At 41.9% G+C, this 21,791-nt stretch carries 18 protein-coding genes; 10 read left to right on the top strand and 8 right to left on the bottom strand.

Annotation, left to right across the window (positions count from 1 at the left end; all coding sequences use genetic code 11):
- The first annotated feature begins 94 nt into the window (after positions 1-94).
- Both AAEY94_RS15755 and AAEY94_RS15750 read left to right on the top strand, forming a co-directional pair.
- Positions 95-1,366, top strand: a complete 1,272-nt coding sequence (locus AAEY94_RS15755) for a DEAD/DEAH box helicase (protein WP_101086479.1) — start codon at positions 95-97, stop codon at positions 1,364-1,366.
- A complete protein-coding gene (locus AAEY94_RS15750) occupies positions 1,363-2,460 on the top strand; it encodes a CobW family GTP-binding protein (RefSeq protein WP_350979214.1) in 1,098 nt (365 codons plus the stop codon). Before AAEY94_RS15755 ends, AAEY94_RS15750 begins: the two co-directional genes overlap by 4 nt.
- A 218-nt stretch (positions 2,461-2,678) precedes the next feature.
- Here AAEY94_RS15750 and AAEY94_RS15745 read toward each other — a convergent pair whose 3' ends face one another.
- The 3 genes from AAEY94_RS15745 to nadK form a co-directional block, all read right to left on the bottom strand.
- A complete protein-coding gene (locus tag AAEY94_RS15745) occupies positions 2,679-5,483 on the bottom strand; it encodes an FAD-binding and (Fe-S)-binding domain-containing protein (RefSeq protein ID WP_162023591.1) in 2,805 nt (934 codons plus the stop codon).
- A 91-nt stretch (positions 5,484-5,574) separates the two neighbouring features.
- Entirely contained in the window at positions 5,575-7,227 is a 1,653-nt protein-coding gene (locus AAEY94_RS15740) for an L-lactate permease (protein WP_350979213.1), read from the bottom strand.
- A gap of 330 nt (positions 7,228-7,557) precedes the next feature.
- A complete protein-coding gene (nadK, locus tag AAEY94_RS15735) occupies positions 7,558-8,436 on the bottom strand; it encodes an NAD(+) kinase (RefSeq protein WP_350979212.1) in 879 nt (292 codons plus the stop codon).
- A gap of 164 nt (positions 8,437-8,600) precedes the next feature.
- Here nadK and grpE point away from each other — a divergent pair, with 164 nt between their 5' ends.
- Positions 8,601-9,206, top strand: coding sequence for a nucleotide exchange factor GrpE (gene grpE, locus AAEY94_RS15730; RefSeq protein WP_162023589.1), 606 nt, complete (start codon positions 8,601-8,603; stop codon positions 9,204-9,206).
- A gap of 261 nt (positions 9,207-9,467) precedes the next feature.
- On the opposite strand, the gene dxs is transcribed toward grpE, so the two are convergent.
- The 3 genes from dxs to xseB are packed head-to-tail and all read right to left on the bottom strand — an operon-like array spanning position 9,468 to position 12,513.
- Positions 9,468-11,333 carry a 1-deoxy-D-xylulose-5-phosphate synthase gene (gene dxs, locus AAEY94_RS15725; protein ID WP_101086484.1) on the bottom strand — a complete coding sequence of 622 codons (1,866 nt, stop codon included), beginning with the start codon at positions 11,331-11,333 and terminating at the stop codon, positions 9,468-9,470.
- Positions 11,334-11,355: 22 nt separating this feature from the next.
- Complete coding sequence (ispA, locus tag AAEY94_RS15720) at positions 11,356-12,237, bottom strand: (2E,6E)-farnesyl diphosphate synthase (protein ID WP_011638238.1); 882 nt, start codon at positions 12,235-12,237, stop codon at positions 11,356-11,358.
- Positions 12,238-12,276: 39 nt separating this feature from the next.
- A complete protein-coding gene (xseB, locus tag AAEY94_RS15715; protein ID WP_011638237.1) occupies positions 12,277-12,513 on the bottom strand; it encodes an exodeoxyribonuclease VII small subunit in 237 nt (78 codons plus the stop codon).
- A 338-nt stretch (positions 12,514-12,851) separates the two neighbouring features.
- On the opposite strand from xseB, the gene pomA reads away from it, so the two are divergent.
- The 3 genes from pomA to thiI all read left to right on the top strand — a co-directional run bounded on the left by pomA (position 12,852) and on the right by thiI (position 16,309).
- Positions 12,852-13,619 carry a flagellar motor protein PomA gene (pomA, locus tag AAEY94_RS15710; protein WP_101086485.1) on the top strand — a complete coding sequence of 256 codons (768 nt, stop codon included), beginning with the start codon at positions 12,852-12,854 and terminating at the stop codon, positions 13,617-13,619.
- Positions 13,620-13,622: 3 nt separating this feature from the next.
- The gene (locus tag AAEY94_RS15705) at positions 13,623-14,549 is read left to right on the top strand and encodes a flagellar motor protein MotB (RefSeq protein ID WP_101086486.1); all 927 of its coding nucleotides are present in this window, start codon (positions 13,623-13,625) and stop codon (positions 14,547-14,549) included.
- A 305-nt stretch (positions 14,550-14,854) separates the two neighbouring features.
- Positions 14,855-16,309 carry a tRNA uracil 4-sulfurtransferase ThiI gene (gene thiI, locus AAEY94_RS15700; RefSeq protein ID WP_350979211.1) on the top strand — a complete coding sequence of 485 codons (1,455 nt, stop codon included), beginning with the start codon at positions 14,855-14,857 and terminating at the stop codon, positions 16,307-16,309.
- Positions 16,310-16,501: 192 nt separating this feature from the next.
- On the opposite strand, the gene AAEY94_RS15695 is transcribed toward thiI, so the two are convergent.
- Positions 16,502-16,726: a hypothetical protein gene (locus tag AAEY94_RS15695; protein WP_162023587.1), complete on the bottom strand. Its 225-nt coding sequence runs from the start codon at positions 16,724-16,726 to the stop codon at positions 16,502-16,504.
- A gap of 179 nt (positions 16,727-16,905) precedes the next feature.
- On the opposite strand from AAEY94_RS15695, the gene AAEY94_RS15690 reads away from it, so the two are divergent.
- The 4 genes from AAEY94_RS15690 (at position 16,906) to rlmM (ending at position 20,250) form a co-directional block, all read left to right on the top strand.
- Positions 16,906-17,817, top strand: a complete 912-nt coding sequence (locus tag AAEY94_RS15690) for a transcriptional regulator GcvA (RefSeq protein ID WP_011638232.1) — start codon at positions 16,906-16,908, stop codon at positions 17,815-17,817.
- Entirely contained in the window at positions 17,798-18,508 is a 711-nt protein-coding gene (locus AAEY94_RS15685) for an alpha/beta family hydrolase (RefSeq protein ID WP_350979210.1), read from the top strand. Before AAEY94_RS15690 ends, AAEY94_RS15685 begins: the two co-directional genes overlap by 20 nt.
- Before the next feature lie 176 nt (positions 18,509-18,684).
- A complete protein-coding gene (locus AAEY94_RS15680; RefSeq protein ID WP_350979209.1) occupies positions 18,685-19,065 on the top strand; it encodes a DUF423 domain-containing protein in 381 nt (126 codons plus the stop codon).
- A gap of 96 nt (positions 19,066-19,161) precedes the next feature.
- Complete coding sequence (gene rlmM, locus AAEY94_RS15675; RefSeq protein WP_011638229.1) at positions 19,162-20,250, top strand: 23S rRNA (cytidine(2498)-2'-O)-methyltransferase RlmM; 1,089 nt, start codon at positions 19,162-19,164, stop codon at positions 20,248-20,250.
- A 102-nt stretch (positions 20,251-20,352) separates the two neighbouring features.
- Here rlmM and AAEY94_RS15670 read toward each other — a convergent pair whose 3' ends face one another.
- Entirely contained in the window at positions 20,353-21,363 is a 1,011-nt protein-coding gene (locus AAEY94_RS15670; RefSeq protein WP_182751234.1) for an isocitrate dehydrogenase, read from the bottom strand.
- Positions 21,364-21,791 lie beyond the last annotated feature (428 nt).

Genomic DNA, 21,791 nt, shown 5'->3' with positions numbered 1-21,791 from the left:
TGATATGGCTAATGCCATCACTAATGTAATAGTTAATGATGTTTAGATTAGTATACAATAGCGACCTATTTTTATTTGTGTTATTGGGTCTGTTATGTCATTTACGTCGCTAGGGTTACCGCCATTATTATTAGATGCGGTTAATCAATCTGGGTATCAAACTGCTACTCCTGTCCAACAAGCTGTGATCCCACTAGCGCTCGATGGCCGAGATGTATTGGCCAGTGCCGAAACCGGTACCGGAAAAACAGCTGCTTTTGCGTTACCGTTACTAAGTCATTTAATGGCGCAAGATCATTCAGACTTATTGCCACCAAATCGTTTACGCGCATTAATCATGACACCGACTCGCGAGCTAGCGATTCAGATTGAGCAAAATTTAGTTAAATACAGCCAGTTTATCAATCTGACCAGCTTAGCCGTTTATGGTGGCGCGAGCATCAATCCTCAGCGTAAGGCATTAGAACAAGGCGTAGATATTTTAGTGGCAACGCCAGGACGATTGTTTGACATTATTGGCCAGCATGAATTGGATCTATCTTTTGTTACTCACTTAGTGATTGATGAAGCTGATCGCATGCTTGATCTTGGTTTTGTTAAAGATATTGAAAAAGTGAAGCGTTTAATCGCCAGACAACATCAAACTATGATGTTTTCTGCTACTTTTTCTGAAGAAGTTAAAACGCTAGCGGCTAAAATGCTAAACAATCCTGAATACGTTCATGTTGAAACCCAAACTACTGCCGCTAATGTTGTCCAGCAAGTCTATCAAGTGGATACCCGCCGAAAAGCTGAGTTGTTATCTGAATTAATTGGCAAGCATAACTGGCAACAAGTTATGGTGTTCACCAGCCGTAAAGAAACAGCAGATCATTTATACCGCGAGTTAAGCTTAGACGGTATTAAGTCATCGGTATTTCACGGTGATAAAAGCCAAGGGGCTCGAAATCGTGCGTTGGAAGAGTTTAAAACTGGTCAATTACGCGTGTTAATCGCTACTGACTTGGCCGCTCGAGGGCTTGATATTCAAGCCCTACCAAGAGTCATTAACTTTGAATTACCTGAAGAATGCGAAGATTACATCCATAGAGTAGGGCGTACAGGCCGTGCGGGATTAGGCGGTGAAGCCATTTCGCTGGTGAGTCCTCAAGAGCTAGAGTTACTTGGCGCAATTGAACAACTTATTGAACAATCATTGCCGATATTGGTACCAACAGGATACGAAGAAGGGGCGCCATTACCGGCTCGATATCGCGATGTTGCGGCAGAGAAACCGAAAAAAGTACTTAAGTACAAACGTGGCAAGCCATCGCAAACAGATGTGAAACCTACTCGAAAGGGTAAATACGCTAAAGCGAAAAAATGATCACTAAACCGATTAACACCAATATTATTACTGGCTTTCTGGGGGTGGGTAAAACCACGCTCATTAGCCAATTATTAGCTCATAAGCCCAAAGATGAAGTGTGGGCGGTGCTGGTGAATGAGTTTGGCGAAATAGGCATTGATGGCGGTTTGTTAAATGCGACGGCTATAGGTAATAATAGTAATAATAGTCCTGATGTTACACCAGCAAAGCCTGTCAGTATTGTCATAAAAGAAGTGCCAGGTGGTTGCCTGTGTTGCGTCTCCGGCTTACCAACACAAGTCGCGATAAATCAACTTATTCAGCAAACTAAGCCGGACCGGTTATTGATAGAACCAACTGGGCTTGGGCATCCTGCTGAAATAGTGAAGTTATTAACATCTGAATATTATCAACATGTTATTACTTTGCAAAGTAGTGTATGTCTGGTTGATGCGCGTAAAGTCAGCGATCCGCGCTATCGAAATCATGATACGTTTACGCAGCAATTACAGATGGCAGATGTGCTGTTGGCCAATAAAGCCCAGCATTACACTGAAACAGATCATTTACAGTTACAGCAATTCCTCAGCAAGTTACATTTACAACAGACGCCACTAATTAGTGTCGATAATCACTTTACTGATGTTGACCTAATCCAACAGTTATTATTGCGCTTAAATACCCCGACAAAGTATCAAACGGTGCCAGCGGGACAACGGCTATTGGGGCGGAAAACGCTTATGGATAACTGGCTGTCTAACGAACCACCACTGAGCGATATCGATACCCCTGAGTTTTCCCCTACTGGGTTTATTCACAAAACTAACCAAGGTGAGGGCTGTTACAGTAGTGGTTGGATATTTTCAGCAGTACATTGTTTTCAGTTTGAGCAATTTATGGCGTGGGTAGACACGGTTAAAATGGACAAGGTACTGAGATTAAAAGCTATTGTTATTACCCAGGATGGGGTGCTCAGTGTCAATATGGTGGATGATAAGTTGATGCTTAATGAACTTGATGATGCACTAGATACACGGGTCGAAATTATTAGCGATATGCCGCTTGAACATGAAAGATTGCAGCAACAGTTACTGGCGTGTTTATTGATTTAGTCTGAGTTGAGATGGGCAATTCGTTTTATAGGACATCTCGTTTTGATAGGACATGTCGTTTTGATAGTACCTCTCGATTGAGTAGGATGACTCGTTTGAGTACGCTAATTAACGCTGAGTTCGGATATTAGTGTTAAGTATGGTAACAAAAATTAAGGGCATTGATATGATATCAATGCCCTTATTGTTTACGCTATTTACTGTGATGGTCCATTAGTTTAACGAGTACATTCTTCTAATAAATAGGCTAAATGGCGGTATGAAATACCACTGTGTTGGGTTAAGCCGACTTCACACATTCTGTTAGCGTAGTAACCTTCTTTCGTTTCTGCCGGAATGAGCTTTTTAATGTTACGCAGTGCGCTGGCATTAATTTCAGGCTTATAAAGCCCTTTTTCACCGGCATAACCACAACAGCTAATGCCCGCGGGCAACACTACATGGTTAGCACACGCATCAGCAATAGCTTGTTGCTTAGGCTCTAATTTCATCTTACGGGCACTACAGCCTTGGTGTAAAGTGACGTTAGATTTCTTCGTAATTGTCATGTTTGGTAACATCTCGTCGTGCATAAACTCGACTAAATCGGTTATTTTCACCTTAGGGTTACCGGTTAATGTGCGATAAGTACAAGACAATGCATCAACGATAATAGGCACTTTGCCATTTTCTGACTGTGTACTGAGTGCGTCAATAAGTTCATCACGCTTAGCATCAGCGTTTTTAAAATCACCTTTTGATTCCCACATCTGACCGCAACATAAATGGCGGGTATTTTCTGGGATGATCACATTGTAGCCAGCGCGTTCAAGTAAAGTCATAACCACTTCTGGCAAGGTGCGGTTGTCAGGATCTTTTGGTGTTGGACCAAAGGTTCTGCCACCACATGCAGGGAAGTATAAAACTGTTTGTTGACCAGGTTTATGGGCTGATGGCTTTGCCACCTTGCCACCTTTAGGGAAGTCTGGATTCCAATAAGGTACTTCTTTGGAAATCAAACGACCCGCTTTCATCAACGAGTTGGTGATACCATCGCCAGTTATTTTATGCACAATACCTAAAATATCAAAGCCGGTGCTGATCACTTGGTTTACTGCGCCAAAATGCTTGGCTTGGAAGTCGAGCACTTTTTGTTCTGTGGTGGTGATGTACGGTGTGCGCAGTTTACGCACCAAATTACCCATGCTGTTGTCAACTGGGCAGGCAATAGTACATAGCTGACAGGCTGCACAGGTATCAACCACATCATATTTGGCACTGGCACGCATTTCTGCGGCGGCTTTTTTATCACCCGATTGCTCTAAACGTTCAATTTCACGCAATACCGCAATACGTTGGCGCGGAGAGAAGTTAAGCGCCGATGTTGGACAGGTTTTCTCACAAAAACCACATTCAATACATTTATCAATAAAGTCATCTACCACTGGGCAAGGTTTGATGTTTTTAACATGTACCAGCGTGTCATCATTGAGAATAACCCCAGGATTTAACAATTTACTTGGGTCGAAAATCTGTTTGATTTGCTTCATTAATGTATATGCGTCAGTGCCCCATTCCATTTCAACAAAGGGGGCTACAGCTCGACCAGTACCATGCTCTGCTTTCATCGAACCATCGTACTTATTGATCACCATTTCAGCGACATCTTGCATGAAATTTTGGAAACGATTGATATCATCTTGAGAGGCAAACGTTGGCGTGATAATAAAATGGAAGTTACCGGCTAAAGCATGGCCATAAATCACCCCTTCTGGGTAACCGTGTTGATGGAATAAAGCGGTTAAGTCTGCTGCTGCACTGGCTAAATGTTGTAATTCGAATGCAACATCTTCAATAATAACCGATGTGCCTTTAGGTCTTGCACCGCCAATAATAGGGAATAAACCAGAGCGCATTGCCCAATACTGGCCAAATACTGCTGGATCATTACTGAATTCAGTTGGACGTTCAGTGTCAATGTGAGCGATTTTTGTGATCACATCTTGAGTGTATTGCACTAACGTTTCGGGGTCATTAGCACGACACTCAATTAATAGAATGGCTGAACCTTCTGGTAAATCACTTAGCCACTCCGGCATGCCAGTTTTACCGGTAACCGATTTAATCGATGCCCAATCAAGTAATTCTGCAGCGGCCACACTATCACCTTTAATCGGTGGTATTGCGCTGGCAGCATCTTCCATATTGAAGAACACCGCCATGGCAGAAGCTTTAAATTGCGCTTCTTCAACGGTGTGATAAGTGACTTCATTTACAAACGCAAGTGTGCCTTCTGAGCCCACAATTAAGTGATTAATGATGTCAAATGGATCGCTAAAATCTACCAGTGCATTAATGCTGTAACCAGTGGTGTTCTTAATCGAGAACTTTTTACGGATCCGCGCCGATAGGGTTGGATTATTTTGAGTTAATTGCGCAAGATCGGTTAACGCCGTAAGTAACGCAGGATTAGATTGGCTAAATGCTGCTTTTGAATGCGGACAACCTGTATCAAGTTCAGTACCATCGGCAAGCATTAATTTAACTGATTTAATGGTTTGATAACTGTTCTGCGCGGTGCCACAACACATTCCAGATGCATTATTTGCTACCATTCCGGCAATTTGTGCAGAGGCTAGTGTGGCTGGATCGGGACCAATTTTTTTATTGAAGGGTTTTAATGCCATGTTGGCATCTGAACCAATGACCGCAGCACCTAGAGTGATTGAATTTCTATCTTCACTGATTTCAATGTTTCTAAAACCATCATGGCCCAAAATAAGTAAAATGCCATCACCAATTGCCTGGCCAGATAAACTGGTACCGGCAGCACGAAAGGTTACTGGCACATTATGTGCTCTGGCGATATTAAGGGTTATTTTAACTTGTTCTGGAGTATCTGCGTGTACCACAATTTCAGGTACGATACGAAAGTAACTGGCATCAGTTGACCAAGCAAAACGACGCACTGGATCATTGGATACGGCGTGACTGCCGAGCTGTGACGTTAACGTATCCATCACTACTTGATAATTAATAGTCATAACATGCTCTCTTTACACTCGAATGAACGGCAGGCATTTTGTGCCTGCTGTTGTATTGTTATCGTTAGAATATAAGTAACTTTATCGTTAATTAGAATCCACCCCAGATAACAGCAATAGTGCCTGCAACTAAGGCATAACCCAGTGCGATAGGCATTGTTTTACGAATAATTTCAGACTCACGACCTGCCATACCTACCACGGTAGCAGCAGCAACGACGTTCATTACACACATCATGTTGCCTGCATTGGCTCCAATGCCTTGCAACGCTAACGCGATGGCGTGATTCATGCCGATATTATCTGCAACTGAATACTGTAAGCCTGAGAACATCATGTTTGAGAAAGTCGCAGAACCTGACAGGAAGGCACCAAAAATACCGACAATAGGTGAAACCCAAGCCCAAACTGAGCCCATGCTATTGGCCAGTAGGTCTGCTAATGCAACTGGCATTGAAGCGAGACCGGCGCCATTTTCACCTGAGTTTAGGAATATTTTTACCATAGGTACTGATGCACCTAATGAAATGATCGTTGGTAACATTGAACGACAAGATACGGTGATTGATTGCTTCATTGCAGTAGGTTTCATTTTAAATAAGATAAAACCGAATAAACATACAACAACAAAGAAGATTCCCGGTGCATACAATGTAGCAAAGCCGGCTTTAAGCTCTGTGCCTAATAAACCCGTCCAGCTAATGTTAAAGCCAAGCAACCAGCTTTTAAATGGAGTAACGACACGAGATAAGACTAATAACGACGCCATAATGATGTATGGAGACCAAGCGGCAATTTGTGAGAATTTAACCGGTGTTTGATTAATCGCGAGCTCTTCATCTGATTTATTGTCGTTTTCGCTGAAGTCACACCAAGGTGTTGATGGCAGTAACCAGCCTTTTCTCGCGACAGGGATAACTAACGCCATACCCACAAGAGCACCAATAACAGAAGGGAACTCAGGACCAGCAATATAGTTAATTAACCATGCTGGTATGGTAAAGGCAAAACCCGCAAATATTGCAAATTTCCAAACTTGTAAACCTTCTTTAATCGACTTGTTGCGACCAAAAAATCCTGTTAATACACAAACCATCACTAACGGAATTAATGTACCTGTTATTAAGTCGATGGTGATCATGTGTTTAGCAATATACTGTGCATAACCGGCAAAAGTGCCACCATGTTCAGCAATTTGAGCTGCCGCCATGTTAACGCCGCCTTCTGTTAGGCCTTGTTCCATCCCAAATAGAACAGGTAAACCAATTGCGCCAAATGACACTGATGTTGAATCAGCAATCAAGGCCACTACGGCTGCAGCAATGGGTGGGATACCTAATAGTACTAGTAGCGGTGCACCGATTGCAGCTGGAGTACCGAAGCCTGCAGAGCCTTCAATAAACGATCCAAACAACCAGCAAATAATAATCACCTGAACTCGCGCATCGGCACTGATGTTAGTAAAGCCTGAACGAATAGTGTCCATGGCGCCAGAATATTTAAGGGTATTTAACAAAAATACCGCGCCAAAAATAATGGTCAGCGGTGTTAATGCAGCGAGAAGACCTTCGACTACAGATGCCGCAAGAAGTTGCGTATCCATTTGCCAAATAAACATTGCTACAAGGCCTGTAGCAACCATTGATATGGGCATTGCTTTCGACGCTGGTAAGCGCATAAGCACCAAGAATACCATTACGCTAATAATGGGGGTTAAGCTTGCTAGTATCTGTAATATTGTCATGCATACCTCGTATCACTATAAGTGGGTACTAAATTGTTATTATTTGTTAGCATTTGGCTAACTAGGGCGTAATAGACGTTATTTAAGTGTTAAAAGTGTTGATCGAGATCATCTAATACACGGGAAAGTGCATTAGCCGACAGAACTGTGAAGCGAGTCCAATGTGAGGTTTTTAGTGCGTGGTAGAGATCACGCTTTTCAGAGATGTAACAATTCATATAAAGTAAAACCAAGCGAGTTACCGATTGGCTTACAATATAATTAATTAGCATTTGGTAATGTGAAGAGGCTCACTAGAAAGGCGACGGTGTTGTGATCGAGTTCAAACAGTTAGAAAAGTTTACTTCCCCAGCCTAATTTGTTACGTAATACGTGAAAATAATTATGGCCTTTGGGATGGATGAGTCTTAGGCGTTCATTTGAGCGGCGAATAAAAATTTCATCACCGGGTAATACGGCTAAATGAACATGGCCATCACAACTGACTTCGAGGTTTTCACCATTATCAGGTGATACCACTAGTTTAATGATGCTACATGCATCGACCACAATGGGTCGGCATGACAAGGTGTGAGGAAACATAGGCACTAAAATAAGTGCTTGAAGATTAGGGGTTAATATTGAACCGCCAGCTGACAAAGAATAAGCTGTAGAACCTGTTGGTGTAGACACAATCATGCCATCAGCACGTTGGCTATACATAAACTGCTCGTCAATATACACCTCAAATTGGATCATATGAGCAATTTTGCCAGGGTGAAGTACCGCTTCATTGACGGCAGTATTACTGGCGGTTATTTTGCCGTGACGGTGAACTTCAGCCTCCAGTAAAAAACGGTGTTCAGTTTCAAATTCACCGCCGAGCACTTTAGACAAGGCTTCTTCGAAGTTATCAGGAGGTAAATCAGTTAAAAAACCTAAGTTACCCCGGTTTACACCAATCACGGCAACATTAAAACGCGCCAATACTCGGGCTGCACCTAACATATTACCATCACCACCAACCACGATGGCTAAATCACAATGTTCACCCATTTCAAGTAGGTCCATTGAACAAACATCTACCCCCAGCTCTGCAGAGACTCGTCCTTCAACGATAACCCTAAAGCCCTGCATGCTTAACCAATGATGCAATCGGGTTAACGTGAGGTTAGTCCCTTGATGATGTGGTTTACCGATGAGACCGATTGTCTGGAACATTTTAGTCATATTCGAGTTTGTTATGCCTTTAGGCCTTGAAACATAAGAATTGATCCCCATAATATACTCAAACTTATTAGAAGTGTGAGATTTGCTGTTAATTTATCAGTAAATGGCCACTTTATTTTATTGTCGTAGAATACGAAATAACGCATTTTTTAGCTGGAGTGAAAATGAGCAACGAATCGAACAACACATCGCAAGATCAAGTGGAAGAAGCTGTAACTCCTGAAGTTGTGGCTGATGAGGCAAGTTTGATGGATGAAGTAACCCAAGCAAATTTTCGAATTGAAGAACTAGAGCAACTATTGGCTGAGTCTGAAACTGCGTTAGCTGAGCGTAAAGATGTTGAAATGCGCGCAGCGGCAGAAACACAGAATATTCGTACTCGCGCGGCAAAAGATGTCGAGCAAGCACGTAAGTTTGCCTTGGAAAAGTTTGCTAACGAACTCTTACCTGTAATCGATAATATGGAACGCGCCTTACAGGGGACTAACCCTGAAGATGAAGCGACTAAAGCGATTTATGAGGGTGTCGAACTGACCATGAAAGGCTTTTTAACCTCGGTGGCAAAGTTTGGTGTAACTCAAGTTGATCCACAAGGCCAAGCATTTAACCCTGAACATCATCAAGCTATTGGGATGCAGCCAAGTGCTGAATTTCCTGCCAACACTGTCATGATGGTCATGCAGAAAGGTTATTTATTGAATGACCGTTTACTGCGTCCTGCGATGGTGATGGTATCTCAAGGCGGTGGCAGTGTGGATGTTGAAGCTTAACGATAACGTTAATCTCAATAATACTCGCTTGTTGACACTAGAGCTGTAGCCAATAGCATTATAGTATTCTTCAACATAGTGCTATTCATATAGTGCTATTTATTATAGTGCTATTTATTATAGTGCTATTTATTATAGTGCTATTTATCATAGTGCTATTTATCATAGTTACGTGCACTATGATCACTAGAACGCGAGCGATAAAAAAGGACTGAATTTTCAGTCCTTTTTTGATCCTCTGCCAGTAATAACAGTAGAATATTAAGCCATAAATGCTTGGATTTGCGCTAAAATACCTTCAGCATCAAGTTGAAGATCCGTGATGATTTCATCAGGTGCGCCGTGTTGAATAAATTCATCAGGCAAACCAATCTGTAACACAGGTTTCACGATCCGCATTTTGTGTAATGCTTCAATCACTCCAGAACCCGCACCACCCATAATCGCATTTTCTTCAACGGTAACGATAACATCATGGCTATTGGCAAGTTGTTCAAGCAAGGCTAAATCTAGTGGCTTAACAAAGCGCATATCGGCAATGGTAGCATCCAGTTTTTCAGCAGCATAGGTAGCAGCTTCAAGTGTGGTACCAAAGTTAACAATGGCAATTTTTTGACCTTGACGGGTTAATACCCCTTTACCTATCGGTATTAATGTCATGGCCTCGACTTGTTCAGCCCCAGTCGCAAACCCTCGAGGGTAACGTACCGCAGTCGGCCCATCTTGATAGCAATACCCTGTATAGAGCATTTGACGGCATTCGTTTTCATCTGATGGCGCCATAATGATCATATTAGGAATACAACGCATAAAGCTTAAATCGAATGCCCCTTGATGAGTTGGGCCATCTGCACCAACAATACCACCACGGTCAATAGCGAATAATACTGGTAAACGTTGCAAAGCCACATCGTGGATAAGTTGATCGTATCCGCGCTGTAAAAAAGTCGAGTAAATAGCAACCACAGGCTTTAGACCTGCACAGGCAAACCCTGCGGATAAGGTGACCGCATGTTGTTCGGCAATGGCAGCATCAAAATATTGGCTTGGGAATCGTTGCGAAAACTCAACCATACCTGAGCCTTCACGCATAGCGGGCGTAATAGCGACTAATTTGTCGTCTGTGGCAGCCATGTCGCATAACCATTTACCAAATACTTGTGAAAACGTTGGTAAACCTGGTTTTGTTGTCGGTTTCTTAAACTGGCTAGGATCAAATTTAGGCACCGCGTGCCAGCCGATAGGATCTTTTTCAGCAGGCTCATAACCACGACCTTTTTTGGTCATGATATGCAGTATCTGTGGACCCTTGAGGTTACGCATATTACGCATTGTTTCAACGAGCGAATCAACATCGTGACCATCTATTGGGCCAATATAATTAAACCCTAGTTCTTCAAATAACGTTGCAGGCACCACCATGCCTTTAAGGTGCTCTTCAGTACGCTTAGCCATTTCTTTAATGACCGGCATCCCTTTAAGGACCTTTTTACTGTTTTCTCGAATGGTGGTATAAAAACGACCTGACATCAGCTGTGCCAAATGATTATTAAGCGCGCCAACATTTTCAGAAATTGACATTTCATTGTCATTCAGTACCACGAGCATGTCATTGTGCAAGTCGCCAGCATGATTTAAGGCTTCAAACACCATTCCCCCGGTCATGGCGCCATCACCAATCACAGCAACCACTTTTCGACCCGCACCTTCTTTACCTGCAGCAATCGCCATACCTAAGGCGGCGCTAACAGAGGTGCCAGAGTGACCCACGCTAAACGTATCGTATGGGCTTTCTTCACGCCATGGGAAAGGATGTAAGCCATTCTTTTGTCGAATGGTATGCATCTGTTCACGACGATCGGTAAGGATTTTATGTGGATAAGCTTGATGCCCTACATCCCAAACTAACTGATCAAATGGGGTATTGTAGACATAATGAAGTGCCACAGTTAATTCAACTGTGCCTAAGCCAGAAGCAAAATGTCCGCTAGAAATAGCAACAGACTGAAGTAAGAACTGTCTGAGTTCATCAGACACTTGAGGAAGTAAACCTTGAGGTAACTTCCTTAATTCTTCTGGTGTATTAGCTTTCGCTAGTACTGGAAATTTAGAAATATCGAAGCTCATAGCGAGATTGTCTGACTCTTTATTATAATCTTCGCTCAATAATGTAGTGGGCGAAGTCTGCAATTAACTGGCTATTGTATGGTAATTTAGTCAGCGCTGATAGTGCATCTTGTATTAGTTGTTCTGCACAGGCTTTGGCACCATCGAGACCCAATAGTTTCGGGAACGTGCTTTTATTCGATTGCTGATCGCTGCCTTGTGGTTTGCCTAGCTCTTCGGTGCTAGCAGTAATATCTAAAATATCATCTTGCACTTGAAAAGCGAGCCCAAGCGTATGGGCATATTTCATCATTAATTTATAATGCTCATCGGGTACGTCAGCAGCGATTAAGGCAAGCTCAACCGCACAACTGATTAACGCTCCGGTTTTTTTATTATGTAATTCGGTTAATCGGTCTAAATTTATACTGTGATCTGTTGCACTCAGATCAATCGCCTGCCCACCGCACATACCTTGATACCCTGAAGCTTTTGCGAGTACTCTGACCATCGCCAGTTGTTGCTTCGGATGTAAGTCATTACAAGGGGCTGTGATAATTTCAAAAGCCAATGTTTGCAACGCATCACCGGCTAAAATCGCGGTGGCTTCGTCAAATGCAATATGAACAGTTGGTTGGCCACGACGAAGTGCATCGTTATCCATTGCCGGTAAGTCATCGTGTATTAATGAATAGGCATGAATACACTCAATAGCAGCCGCGGCTTTATCAAGTGCATTGATATTGACACCGAGCATGTCACCTACACTGTAGACCAAAAATGGTCTTATGCGTTTCCCACCCAATAGCGCACCATGGAGCATCGCTGCTTTTAAATCTGGTGCAGCGTCATCGAGCAGCGTTAAATGTTGGTTAAGAATACCATTAACGCGATTTTGGTATGTTGTTATTGCTTCAGCTAACACGTATCAAGACCTATTATTTAATACACACTATGTTGACGATTATTCACTTTCTACAGTGAACGACGCTAATTCGGCATCATCTTCATTTAATAAGATAGAGACTTTTTGCTGTGCTTGCTCAAGTTTGGCTTGGCTTTGACGTACTAACTTAATGCCACGCTCAAACTGCTTAAGTGCATCATCCAGCGACACTTCACCTTGCTCCAAATGAGCAACAATGGTTTCAAGTTCAGTTAATGATTGTTCAAAACTGAGATTTTCAGGTTTTTTAGCCACGAGTAATATTCCTTTCATTCAGCGTGTGACAAGGTATATCAGCCCAGCGTATCGGTCAAATACAGTCGCTGGTTATTTGCTCAACAGCACGCTTTGTTATTGAATTTTGTTTAGAATGTACAAAAACAAGCTAAACTTGAGCCAAGTTTGTCCGATAACAAGTCATGATTTAAATTTGCTAGCAAAAATAGTATTGAAACTTTTGCTGTAATACATAACGATGGGCATTGTTATCAACACAAAATGCTGTCGGATTATTCGGATCATATAACGTGCGCTAACAGCACGATGGAAGTAGCACAAATAAGCAGCATAATGACTGCGATTGAGGAGAGGTTGTGGATTTAGCTACCCTAATAGGTATTATCGGTGCTTTTGCATTTATTATTGGTGCGATGATCACCAGTGGTGGTATCGGATTATTTATCGATGTACCGTCAATTTTGATTGTTGTGGCAGGCTCTTTATTTGTGGTGATGATGAAATTTAACCTAAAGCAATTTTTAGGTTCAATAAAGATTGGTATGAAAGCCTTCATGTTTAAATTAGATAAACCTGAAGACTTGATAGAACAAGCTGTCACCATGGCTGATGCTGCCCGTAAAGGCGGTTTTTTAGCATTAGAAGAAGCGGTTATTACCAACACCTTTATGCAAAAAGCCGTTGATATGTTAGTTGATGGCCATGACGGTGATGTGGTGCGCAACGCATTAGAAAAAGACATCGCATTAACTGAAGAACGCCACAAAACAGGGGTGGGTATTTTTAAAGCCATGGGCGATGTGGCACCTGCAATGGGCATGATTGGTACTTTAGTTGGTTTAGTGGCGATGCTATCTAACATGGACGATCCAAAGTCTATTGGACCTTCAATGGCAGTGGCATTGTTAACGACTCTTTACGGCGCGGTGATTGCCAACATGATCGCCATCCCGATGGCAGATAAATTATCATTGCGGATGAATGAAGAATTGCTTAATCGTAATTTAATTATGGATGCAGTATTAGCGATTCAAGATGGACAGAATCCACGGGTTATTGAAGGCTTTTTGAAGAACTATTTGGCTGAAAGTGTGCGAAAAATCGATACAACGGACGGAGAGTAACTCATGGCTAAGGCCAAGTGTGATTGTCCACCCGCTGGCGCCCCTATGTGGCTTGCCACATTTGCAGACTTAATGTCGTTGCTGATGTGTTTCTTCGTGTTGTTGTTAGCGTTCTCTGAAATGGACGTGATGAAGTTTAAACAAATCGCTGGTTCAATGAAGTATGCATTCGGGGTACAAAACAAAGTTGAAGTAAAAGACATTCCTAAGGGGACGTCTGTTATTGCGCTTGAATTCCGCCCAGGTCGCCCCGATCCCACTCCAATAGAGATCATTAATCAACAAACCAATGAAATGACTCAGCCGACGATAGAATATCAGGCGGGTGAAGAAGACAGCGCGGGTGGGACTCAAAAACAGAATGGTGAGCAACGCGGTGGCAATGCAGCCGCAACAGCGCAACAAGAAGCTGAAGCCGTTAAAAAAGACGCTGCCTCTTCGCAAGAAAACATTAATGATCAAGTTAAAAAAATGGCTGAAAAACTCAATGAAGAAATTGTCGATGGCGCCATTGAAATTGAATCTTTAGGCCAACAAATTATTATCCGTATCCGTGAGAAAGGCTCTTTTGCTTCGGGCTCAGGCTTTTTACAACCTAAGTTCAAACCTATTGTGCGCTCAATTGGTGAATTATTAAAAGATGTCCCTGGGATTATTACGGTGTCGGGTCACACTGATGGTGCTGATATTAATAATGAGCTTTACAGTTCAAACTGGGAACTATCAAGCCAACGAGCTGTGGCTGTGGCTCATGAATTAAGAAGAGTTTCTGGTTTTGATGAATCAAGGATGAAAGTGGTTGGCGAGGCGTCTAATCGACCATTAATCGCCAATGATTCTATTGAAAATCAGGCTCGAAACCGCCGGGTAGAAATCTCTATCGAACAAGGCAAAGCGAAAGAGTCGAATGAAATAATTGTAACTCAATAGTTTGCCATCAAAAGATAAGCGCAATCTCTACAAGTTAAAGAGATTGCGCTTTTTTGTTTTATAAATGTGCCTTACAGCGCTTTTACTAACAAATAACAGATAAAAAAGTGAATATGTTTGGTTAATAGGCATCATTTGGTATAATCGACGAATTATTGCATACGTTATGCTATCGACTGGATTATACACACATCTAGAAAATAGAGCTGTGCTGTTTTTTTAATTTATTATCAAGGTATTACTGTCTTTTTTATTTAGCAAAACCGAGTGTAGTGCTATTTGATGGTGATACCTGTGGACGCCCCATGAAGTTTATTGTAAAGCTGTACCCTGAAATTATGATGAAGAGCAAGTCGGTAAGAATGCGCTTTACCAAAATGCTTGAAACTAATATACGTAATGTGCTTAAAAATGTGGATGAAGGTGCAAAAGTACAACGCTTATACGATCGTATAATCGTGCAAGTACCGAGCGATAAACCGGAGTTATGTGACGTTTTTGCAGAGCGACTAGCGTGTATTCCAGGTATTGCTCACGTGGTGCAAGTGAGTGAGTATACTTTTGATTCAATCGATCATATTTATCAGCAAGCTTTACCAAAGTACCGCGATGAAATTGCCGGTAAAACTTTTTGTGTCCGCGTAAAACGTTCTGGTAATCATGACTTTAATTCAATTGATGTTGAGCGTTATGTCGGTGGCGGATTAAATCAACACACTGAGGCGCTAGGGGTAAAACTTAAAGACCCTGACGTGACCGTTAATCTTGAAATCAATCAAGATAAGCTTTACATGGTTGAGCGTCGTATTCAAGGTTTGGGTGGTTTTCCGATGGCGACCCAAGAAGATGTGTTATCGCTTATTTCGGGCGGTTTCGATTCTGGTGTGTCGAGTTTTCAGTTTATTAAAAAAGGCGCTCGTACCCATTACTGTTTCTTTAATTTAGGTGGCGCTCAGCACGAAATTGGCGTTAAGCAAGTCGCTTACCATCTATGGAAGAAGTACGGTGAGTCTCACAAAGTACGTTTTGTGTCGGTGCCATTTGAGCCTGTAGTTGAAGAGATTTTAGAGCGTATTGATAACGGTCAGATGGGGGTGGTACTTAAGCGTGTAATGATGCGAGCAGCAACACGCATTGCTGACAAATACGGTATTCAAGCACTGGTGACAGGTGAGAGCTTAGGTCAAGTATCTAGCCAAACACTGACGAATCTAAATGTTATCGATCGCAGCACCGATTTATTGATTTTACGCCCGCTTATCGCAATGGACAAACAAGATATTATTAATCAGAGCCGTATTATTGGCACTGAAGATTTTGCTAAATCTATTCCCGAGTATTGTGGTGTTATTTCACAAAAACCTACGGTTAAAGCGGTATTATCTAAGGTTGAAGCCGAAGAGCTTAAATTCTCTGAAGATTTAATCGACCGTGTGGTTGCATCTGCAGTGGTAATGGATATTCGCGATATTGAAGCTGAAATGAACCAACAAGTGACCGAGACCGAAACGGTTAACGATGTCGCTTCTGGCGAAATAATTATTGATGTTCGTGCACCTGAAGAAGAAGAACGTAGCCCATTATTAATTGATAATGTAATGGTTAAAGCGATTCCATTCTTTAAGTTAGCCACCCAATTTGCCGATTTAGATAAGTCTAAAACGTATTTGTTATATTGCGATCGTGGCGTAATGAGTAAGCTGCAAGCCTTATACCTTGTAGAAAAGGGCTATACTAACGTTAAAGTGTATCGCCCTTAAGTTGTCTAAACGACACCGTCTTTGCGGTGTCGTGACTTTGGTCTATTTTTAGGGATTTATCCACGTTAGTGTTAGTTTTGGCGGTGAGCTTAAACAGTAATACGCTTTGAGTGAGATGAATCACAGACAATAAAAAACCGCATTTAATGCGGTTTTTTATTGTCTCAGTAACGTGCTTAAGATGAGCTAGCTCTAGTTAGCTTGAACCACTTCTGAAGTTTTTTGTTGTTCATCATTGTCAGCAATTAAAATGCTGTTAACATCATTATTGATATCAATTTGCATCGCTTCAATGCTTTGTGATAATTCAGCATGTAAATCGATCATATCGATAGGTTCTAGTTCAGTCGCTTGAGCAGAAGATAAACCCAATATGGATAATAGTGCGACTGCAAAAATAGTGTTTAGGTTGAACATAGGGGACGAGCCTCCAGGCTAATAAGTCACATTTGCCGGACTATCCCAGTAACATCGTAGAGATTGTCCAACTGTATTTTCAATGATGCTAATTTAACCAAACACAGTGTTCTTTACAAACGACAAAAAATAACGATAATCATTAGAAAAACTAATTAAAAAACGAGAGATTGATCACTATGTCTAGACGATTACCTCCTTTGAATGCAGTTAAAGCATTTGAAGCTGCAGCACGACATTTGAGCTTTACCCGCGCCGCAGAAGAGTTGTTTGTCACTCAGGCTGCGGTGAGTCATCAAATTAAAGCATTAGAAGATTTTTTAGGGCTAAAACTGTTTAGACGTAAAAATAGATCATTATTGTTAACAGAAGAAGGCCAAAGCTATTTTCTGGACATTAAAGACATTTTTATTGAACTCGGCGAGGCAACTAATCGCCTGCTTGCCCGAAGCGCGGTAGGATCGTTAACCGTAAGTATGTCTCCGAGTTTTGCTATTCAATGGTTAGTGCCTCGTTTAGCTAAGTTTAGCGAAAAAAATCCTGATATTGATGTGCGTATTAAAGCGGTAGACAGCGATGCCAGTTCGTTAACGGATGATGTCGATGTGGCGATTTATTACGGTCAAGGTAACTGGCCTGGATTACGTGCTGATAAACTGCGTAATGAAGTGCTGATTCCAGTATGCTCACCATTATTACTCAATGGCCCTAAGCCATTAATTCAACCGAGTGATTTAAAGCTCCATACCCTATTACATGATTCCAGTCGCCAAGATTGGCAGGCATGGTTTAGGCAATGTGGTGTTACTGACATCAATGTCAATCAAGGGCCGATATTCAGTCATTCTTCATTAGTGTTACAAGCTGCTGCGCATGGCCAAGGTGTGGCATTAGGATATAGTGTACTTGCAAGACCTGATATCAAAGCTGGGCGTTTAGTGTGTCCGTTTTCTGAGGTGCTGGTGAGCAAAGATGCTTATTATTTAGTGTGTCAGCAAAACCATTCTGAGATTGGTAAAATTTCAGCTTTTAGAGAGTGGATGGTCGATATGTTTGCCGAGGAGTCGCGTAGTGAGTTACTTACCGGATAATACGCCAGTATTAGCTGAAGACTTTCTTTTGCAAGGTTCTAAAAGTGACACCTTGATTGTTTTTGCTCATGGTGCTGGTGCGAATATGCATCATCAATATATGACTTCGATGACCGATAAGTTAATCGCTCAAGGCTATCAAGTGTACCGATTTAATTTCTTGTATATGCAAGCCAATATGCAAGATGGTAAACGTCGTCCGCCTGACCGAGCGCCTAAATTACTTGCGCACTATGAACAGGTGCTGCTTGATATTCAACAAAAAATGGCTCTTGGTCTTATCAATTGTCAGCGGATAATCTTAATGGGTAAGTCAATGGGCGGTCGCATGTCGGCGATATTGACCAGCTCTGACCATCAACTACAACAGCCCCTTATTACCGATGTTGCAAATAAAATTAGTGCAATTGTGTGTTTGGGCTACCCATTTATTCCCCTCAAAGGTGGAGAGCCACGACTTGCGCCTATTCAGCACAATTCCATTCCGATGCTGATTGTTCAAGGTGAACGCGATAAATTTGGCGACCTTCAACAAGTACCCAATTGGGCTTTGGGTGAACATGCAGAAGTCTCTTGGATTGGTGATGGCGACCATAGTTTACAACCGCGAAAATCGTCTGGTTATACCCTTGAGGGCAATCTTAATCATGCCATTGAGAATATTCGTCAGTTTATTACCCGAGTAGGTTAATGCTGTAACGCGATGTTTTACGCATATGCGGTGTCTATTATGCTGATATTTTTATTAACGTCACCATAGTTATTAATACCTGCATTAATAACGATGGTGATGGTTGGAGTCACGAAAACCAGCTTGCTTCAATAGTATGATGCATTGTCGGTTTATGTTGTATGAGGTTAAGTAAAATGAATAAAGATCTATTATTATTTGCCACATTAAGTGGTTTTATGGCTGTAGCACTGGGTGCTTTTGCTGCACATGGGCTTAACACTATCGCACCACCGGAATTAGTGAATATTTTTAAACTCGGGGTCGATTATCAGTTTTATCATACCTTCGGATTGATTGCGTTGGCTTTTTCTGCTCATTGGATCCCCTCTAAGTTGATCAACTGGGCTGCTTATAGCTTTATTGCTGGGATAATATTGTTTTCTGGTTCGTTATACCTTTATGCTTTTACGGGGGCTAAATGGATTGGCCCAATTACGCCTATGGGCGGGTTATGCTTCTTAGTGGGGTGGTTGTTATTTGCTGCGGCGATTTGGCATGCAAAATCAGCAAAATAATGCCTTAGCTAAATTCTCCCACCTTGAGCATTTTTGAGTATAATAGCGAGATTATTGTCTCGCTATTATGCGAATATCCTTACGCTAAGGCTCCAAATGAAAAACCTATTCCTATTTTGTCGCTCAGGCTATGAAAAAGACTGTGCGGCAGAAATTCAACAACGGGCAACAGAATTAAATGTGGGTGGTTTTGTTAAAACCAACATCAACGATGCCTATGTGATTTATCAATGTTTTGACGATAATGGTGCCGATACGTTAGTTAAGGAATTGGCGCTTAGTTCATTAGTTTTTGCGCGTCAGATGTTTGCCGCGGGTGAGTTGTTGAGTGATTTACCTGAACAAGATCGAGTCGGGCCTATTGTGGCTTCATTGGCCGCGCTGTCAAAATGTGGTGAGCTACGCGTTGAAACGCCTGACACCAATGAAGCAAAAGAATTATCTGCATTTTGTCGTAAATTGACAGTGCCGTTACGTCAAGGTTTAAAAAAGAGCGGCGCATTGCTTAACGCAGAAAGTGACCGCCGTCCTATTATTCATGTGTGTTTTATCGGGCCAGGCAAAGCGTATGCGGGTTATTCGTTAAGCCACAATAGTTCGCCACACTTTATGGGTATTCCTCGGTTAAGAATGGCTGCAGATGCACCAAGTCGTTCAAGCCTTAAGTTAGATGAAGCGTTTGGAGCCTTTTTAACGAAAGAAGAACAAGAAACACGTTGTCGTAGTGGGTTAAATGCCGTTGATTTAGGCGCTTGTCCTGGCGGTTGGACTTACCAATTAGTTCGCCGTGGGATGATGGTGGCTGCGGTTGATAACGGTCCAATGGATCCGAAGTTGATGGAAACAGGCCAGGTGAAGCATTACCGTGCAGATGGTTTTCGTTTTGAGCCACCGCGTAAAAATGTGTATTGGTTAGTGTGTGATATGGTTGAAAAGCCAGCCCGAGTTGCTGAATTAATGGAAGCTTGGGCGATTAATGGTTGGTTTAAAGAAGCTATTTTTAATCTTAAGTTACCAATGAAAAGCCGCTATAAAGAAGTTAGCGTCATTTTAGAAACCATTGGAGCCATTTTAACTGAAAATGAAATTGATTTTAAAATGCAGTGTAAGCACCTTTATCATGACCGCGATGAAGTGACCGTGCATTTATGGATATTCCCTGAAAAGGGTGTGAGCTACGCATAAAAATACTATTGCACCGCTAACAAAAAGCCCCTTATGCAACGCTGCATAAGGGGCTTTTTAGTTAATGACAGATAACTAAGTCATTAACGTAACCATATAGAATTATCCTAGACGCTCGAGTACTGCTTGAGTGAAGTCGGTAGTGCCGTGAGTGCCGCCTAAATCGCGGGTAGTACGGTCACCTTCTTCAATAACAGCCGATACAGCGCTACGGATCATCTCAGCTTTATCAGACATGCCTAAGTACTCTAGCATTTGAATCGACGCTAAAATTACTGAGGTTGGATTGGCTAAGTTTTTGCCTGCGATATCTGGTGCACTGCCGTGTACCGCTTCAAAAATAGCGGCATCGCGACCAATGTTTGCACCTGGAGCCATGCCTAAACCGCCCACAAGACCGGCACATAAATCAGACAAGATGTCGCCAAATAGGTTAGTGGTCACAATAACATCAAAGTTTTCAGGATTCATAACCAGTTTCATACAAGTGGCATCAACAATCATTTCTTCGGTGGTGATGTCTGGGTAACGCAAGCTCACTTCACGTGCCACTTTCAAGAATAAACCTGAAGTTGATTTCATGATGTTAGCTTTATGAACGATAGTCACTTTTTTACGATTTTCTTTACGAGCAAGTTCGTAAGCAAATGTGGTGATTTGCTCTGCACCTTGACGAGTAATAATACTGGTCGCTTCGGCTGTTTGACCATCGTCAGAGATTTTTTGACCTAAGCCTGAGTACATACCTTCAGTGTTTTCACGCACGGTAATGATATCAATGTTCTCATAACGCGCTTGGGTTCCTTTAAATGAAATCACCGGGCGCACGTTAGCATAAAGACTGAACTTTTTACGTAAGCTCACATTAATAGAGGTAAAACCTTCACCGACAGGTGTGGTTAAAGGTCCTTTAAGCGTAATGCGGTTTTTCTCGATAAGGTCTAATGTACGTTGTGGTACTAATTCACCGTGCTTTTCTAACGCCGTTAACCCTGCATCTGCAAATTCATATTCAAAGTTACATCCTGCTTTGTCGAGGATTTTCAATGCTGAATCGATAATGCTTGGGCCAATCCCATCACCTGGGATCACGGTTATTGTACGTTTTGACATGAATAGTCCTTCCACGGTTGTGGTTACTGCAATTGATAGACCGCATATATGGCACGGCTAGGTGACGATAAAAAGCGTCGTTTTTCTGCGGCGTATTTTAACGACTTTTAATGTTTATTTACAGAAAATAGTGAGTATTATCACATTATTTCCGTTATTTTTAAGTCAATTCTAATTTGATTGTTTTACTATGAACCTTTATTACAAATCGTTTACTTGTAAAGTATCTTAATGCTGAAGATTTATCTGCGGTTCAATGTTTTATTGGCAGCATTAGCTTATTCTGTAAGCATTTTTTATAAAGACGACTTTGGTCGCATGTCATGTCTTTTGCTGGTTGGCTTAACGTTAGCTAGCCAATATTGAGATAATCCAACACGATGATCTATTACGGTGATCTATAAAAATAATCAATCAACGTTACCATT

This window comes from Shewanella sp. AC34-MNA-CIBAN-0136 (assembly GCF_040309945.1).
Classification (GTDB): domain Bacteria; phylum Pseudomonadota; class Gammaproteobacteria; order Enterobacterales; family Shewanellaceae; genus Shewanella.
The sequence above is the reverse complement of the archived record's forward strand: the minus strand, read 5'-3'. Positions and strand labels throughout refer to the sequence as shown.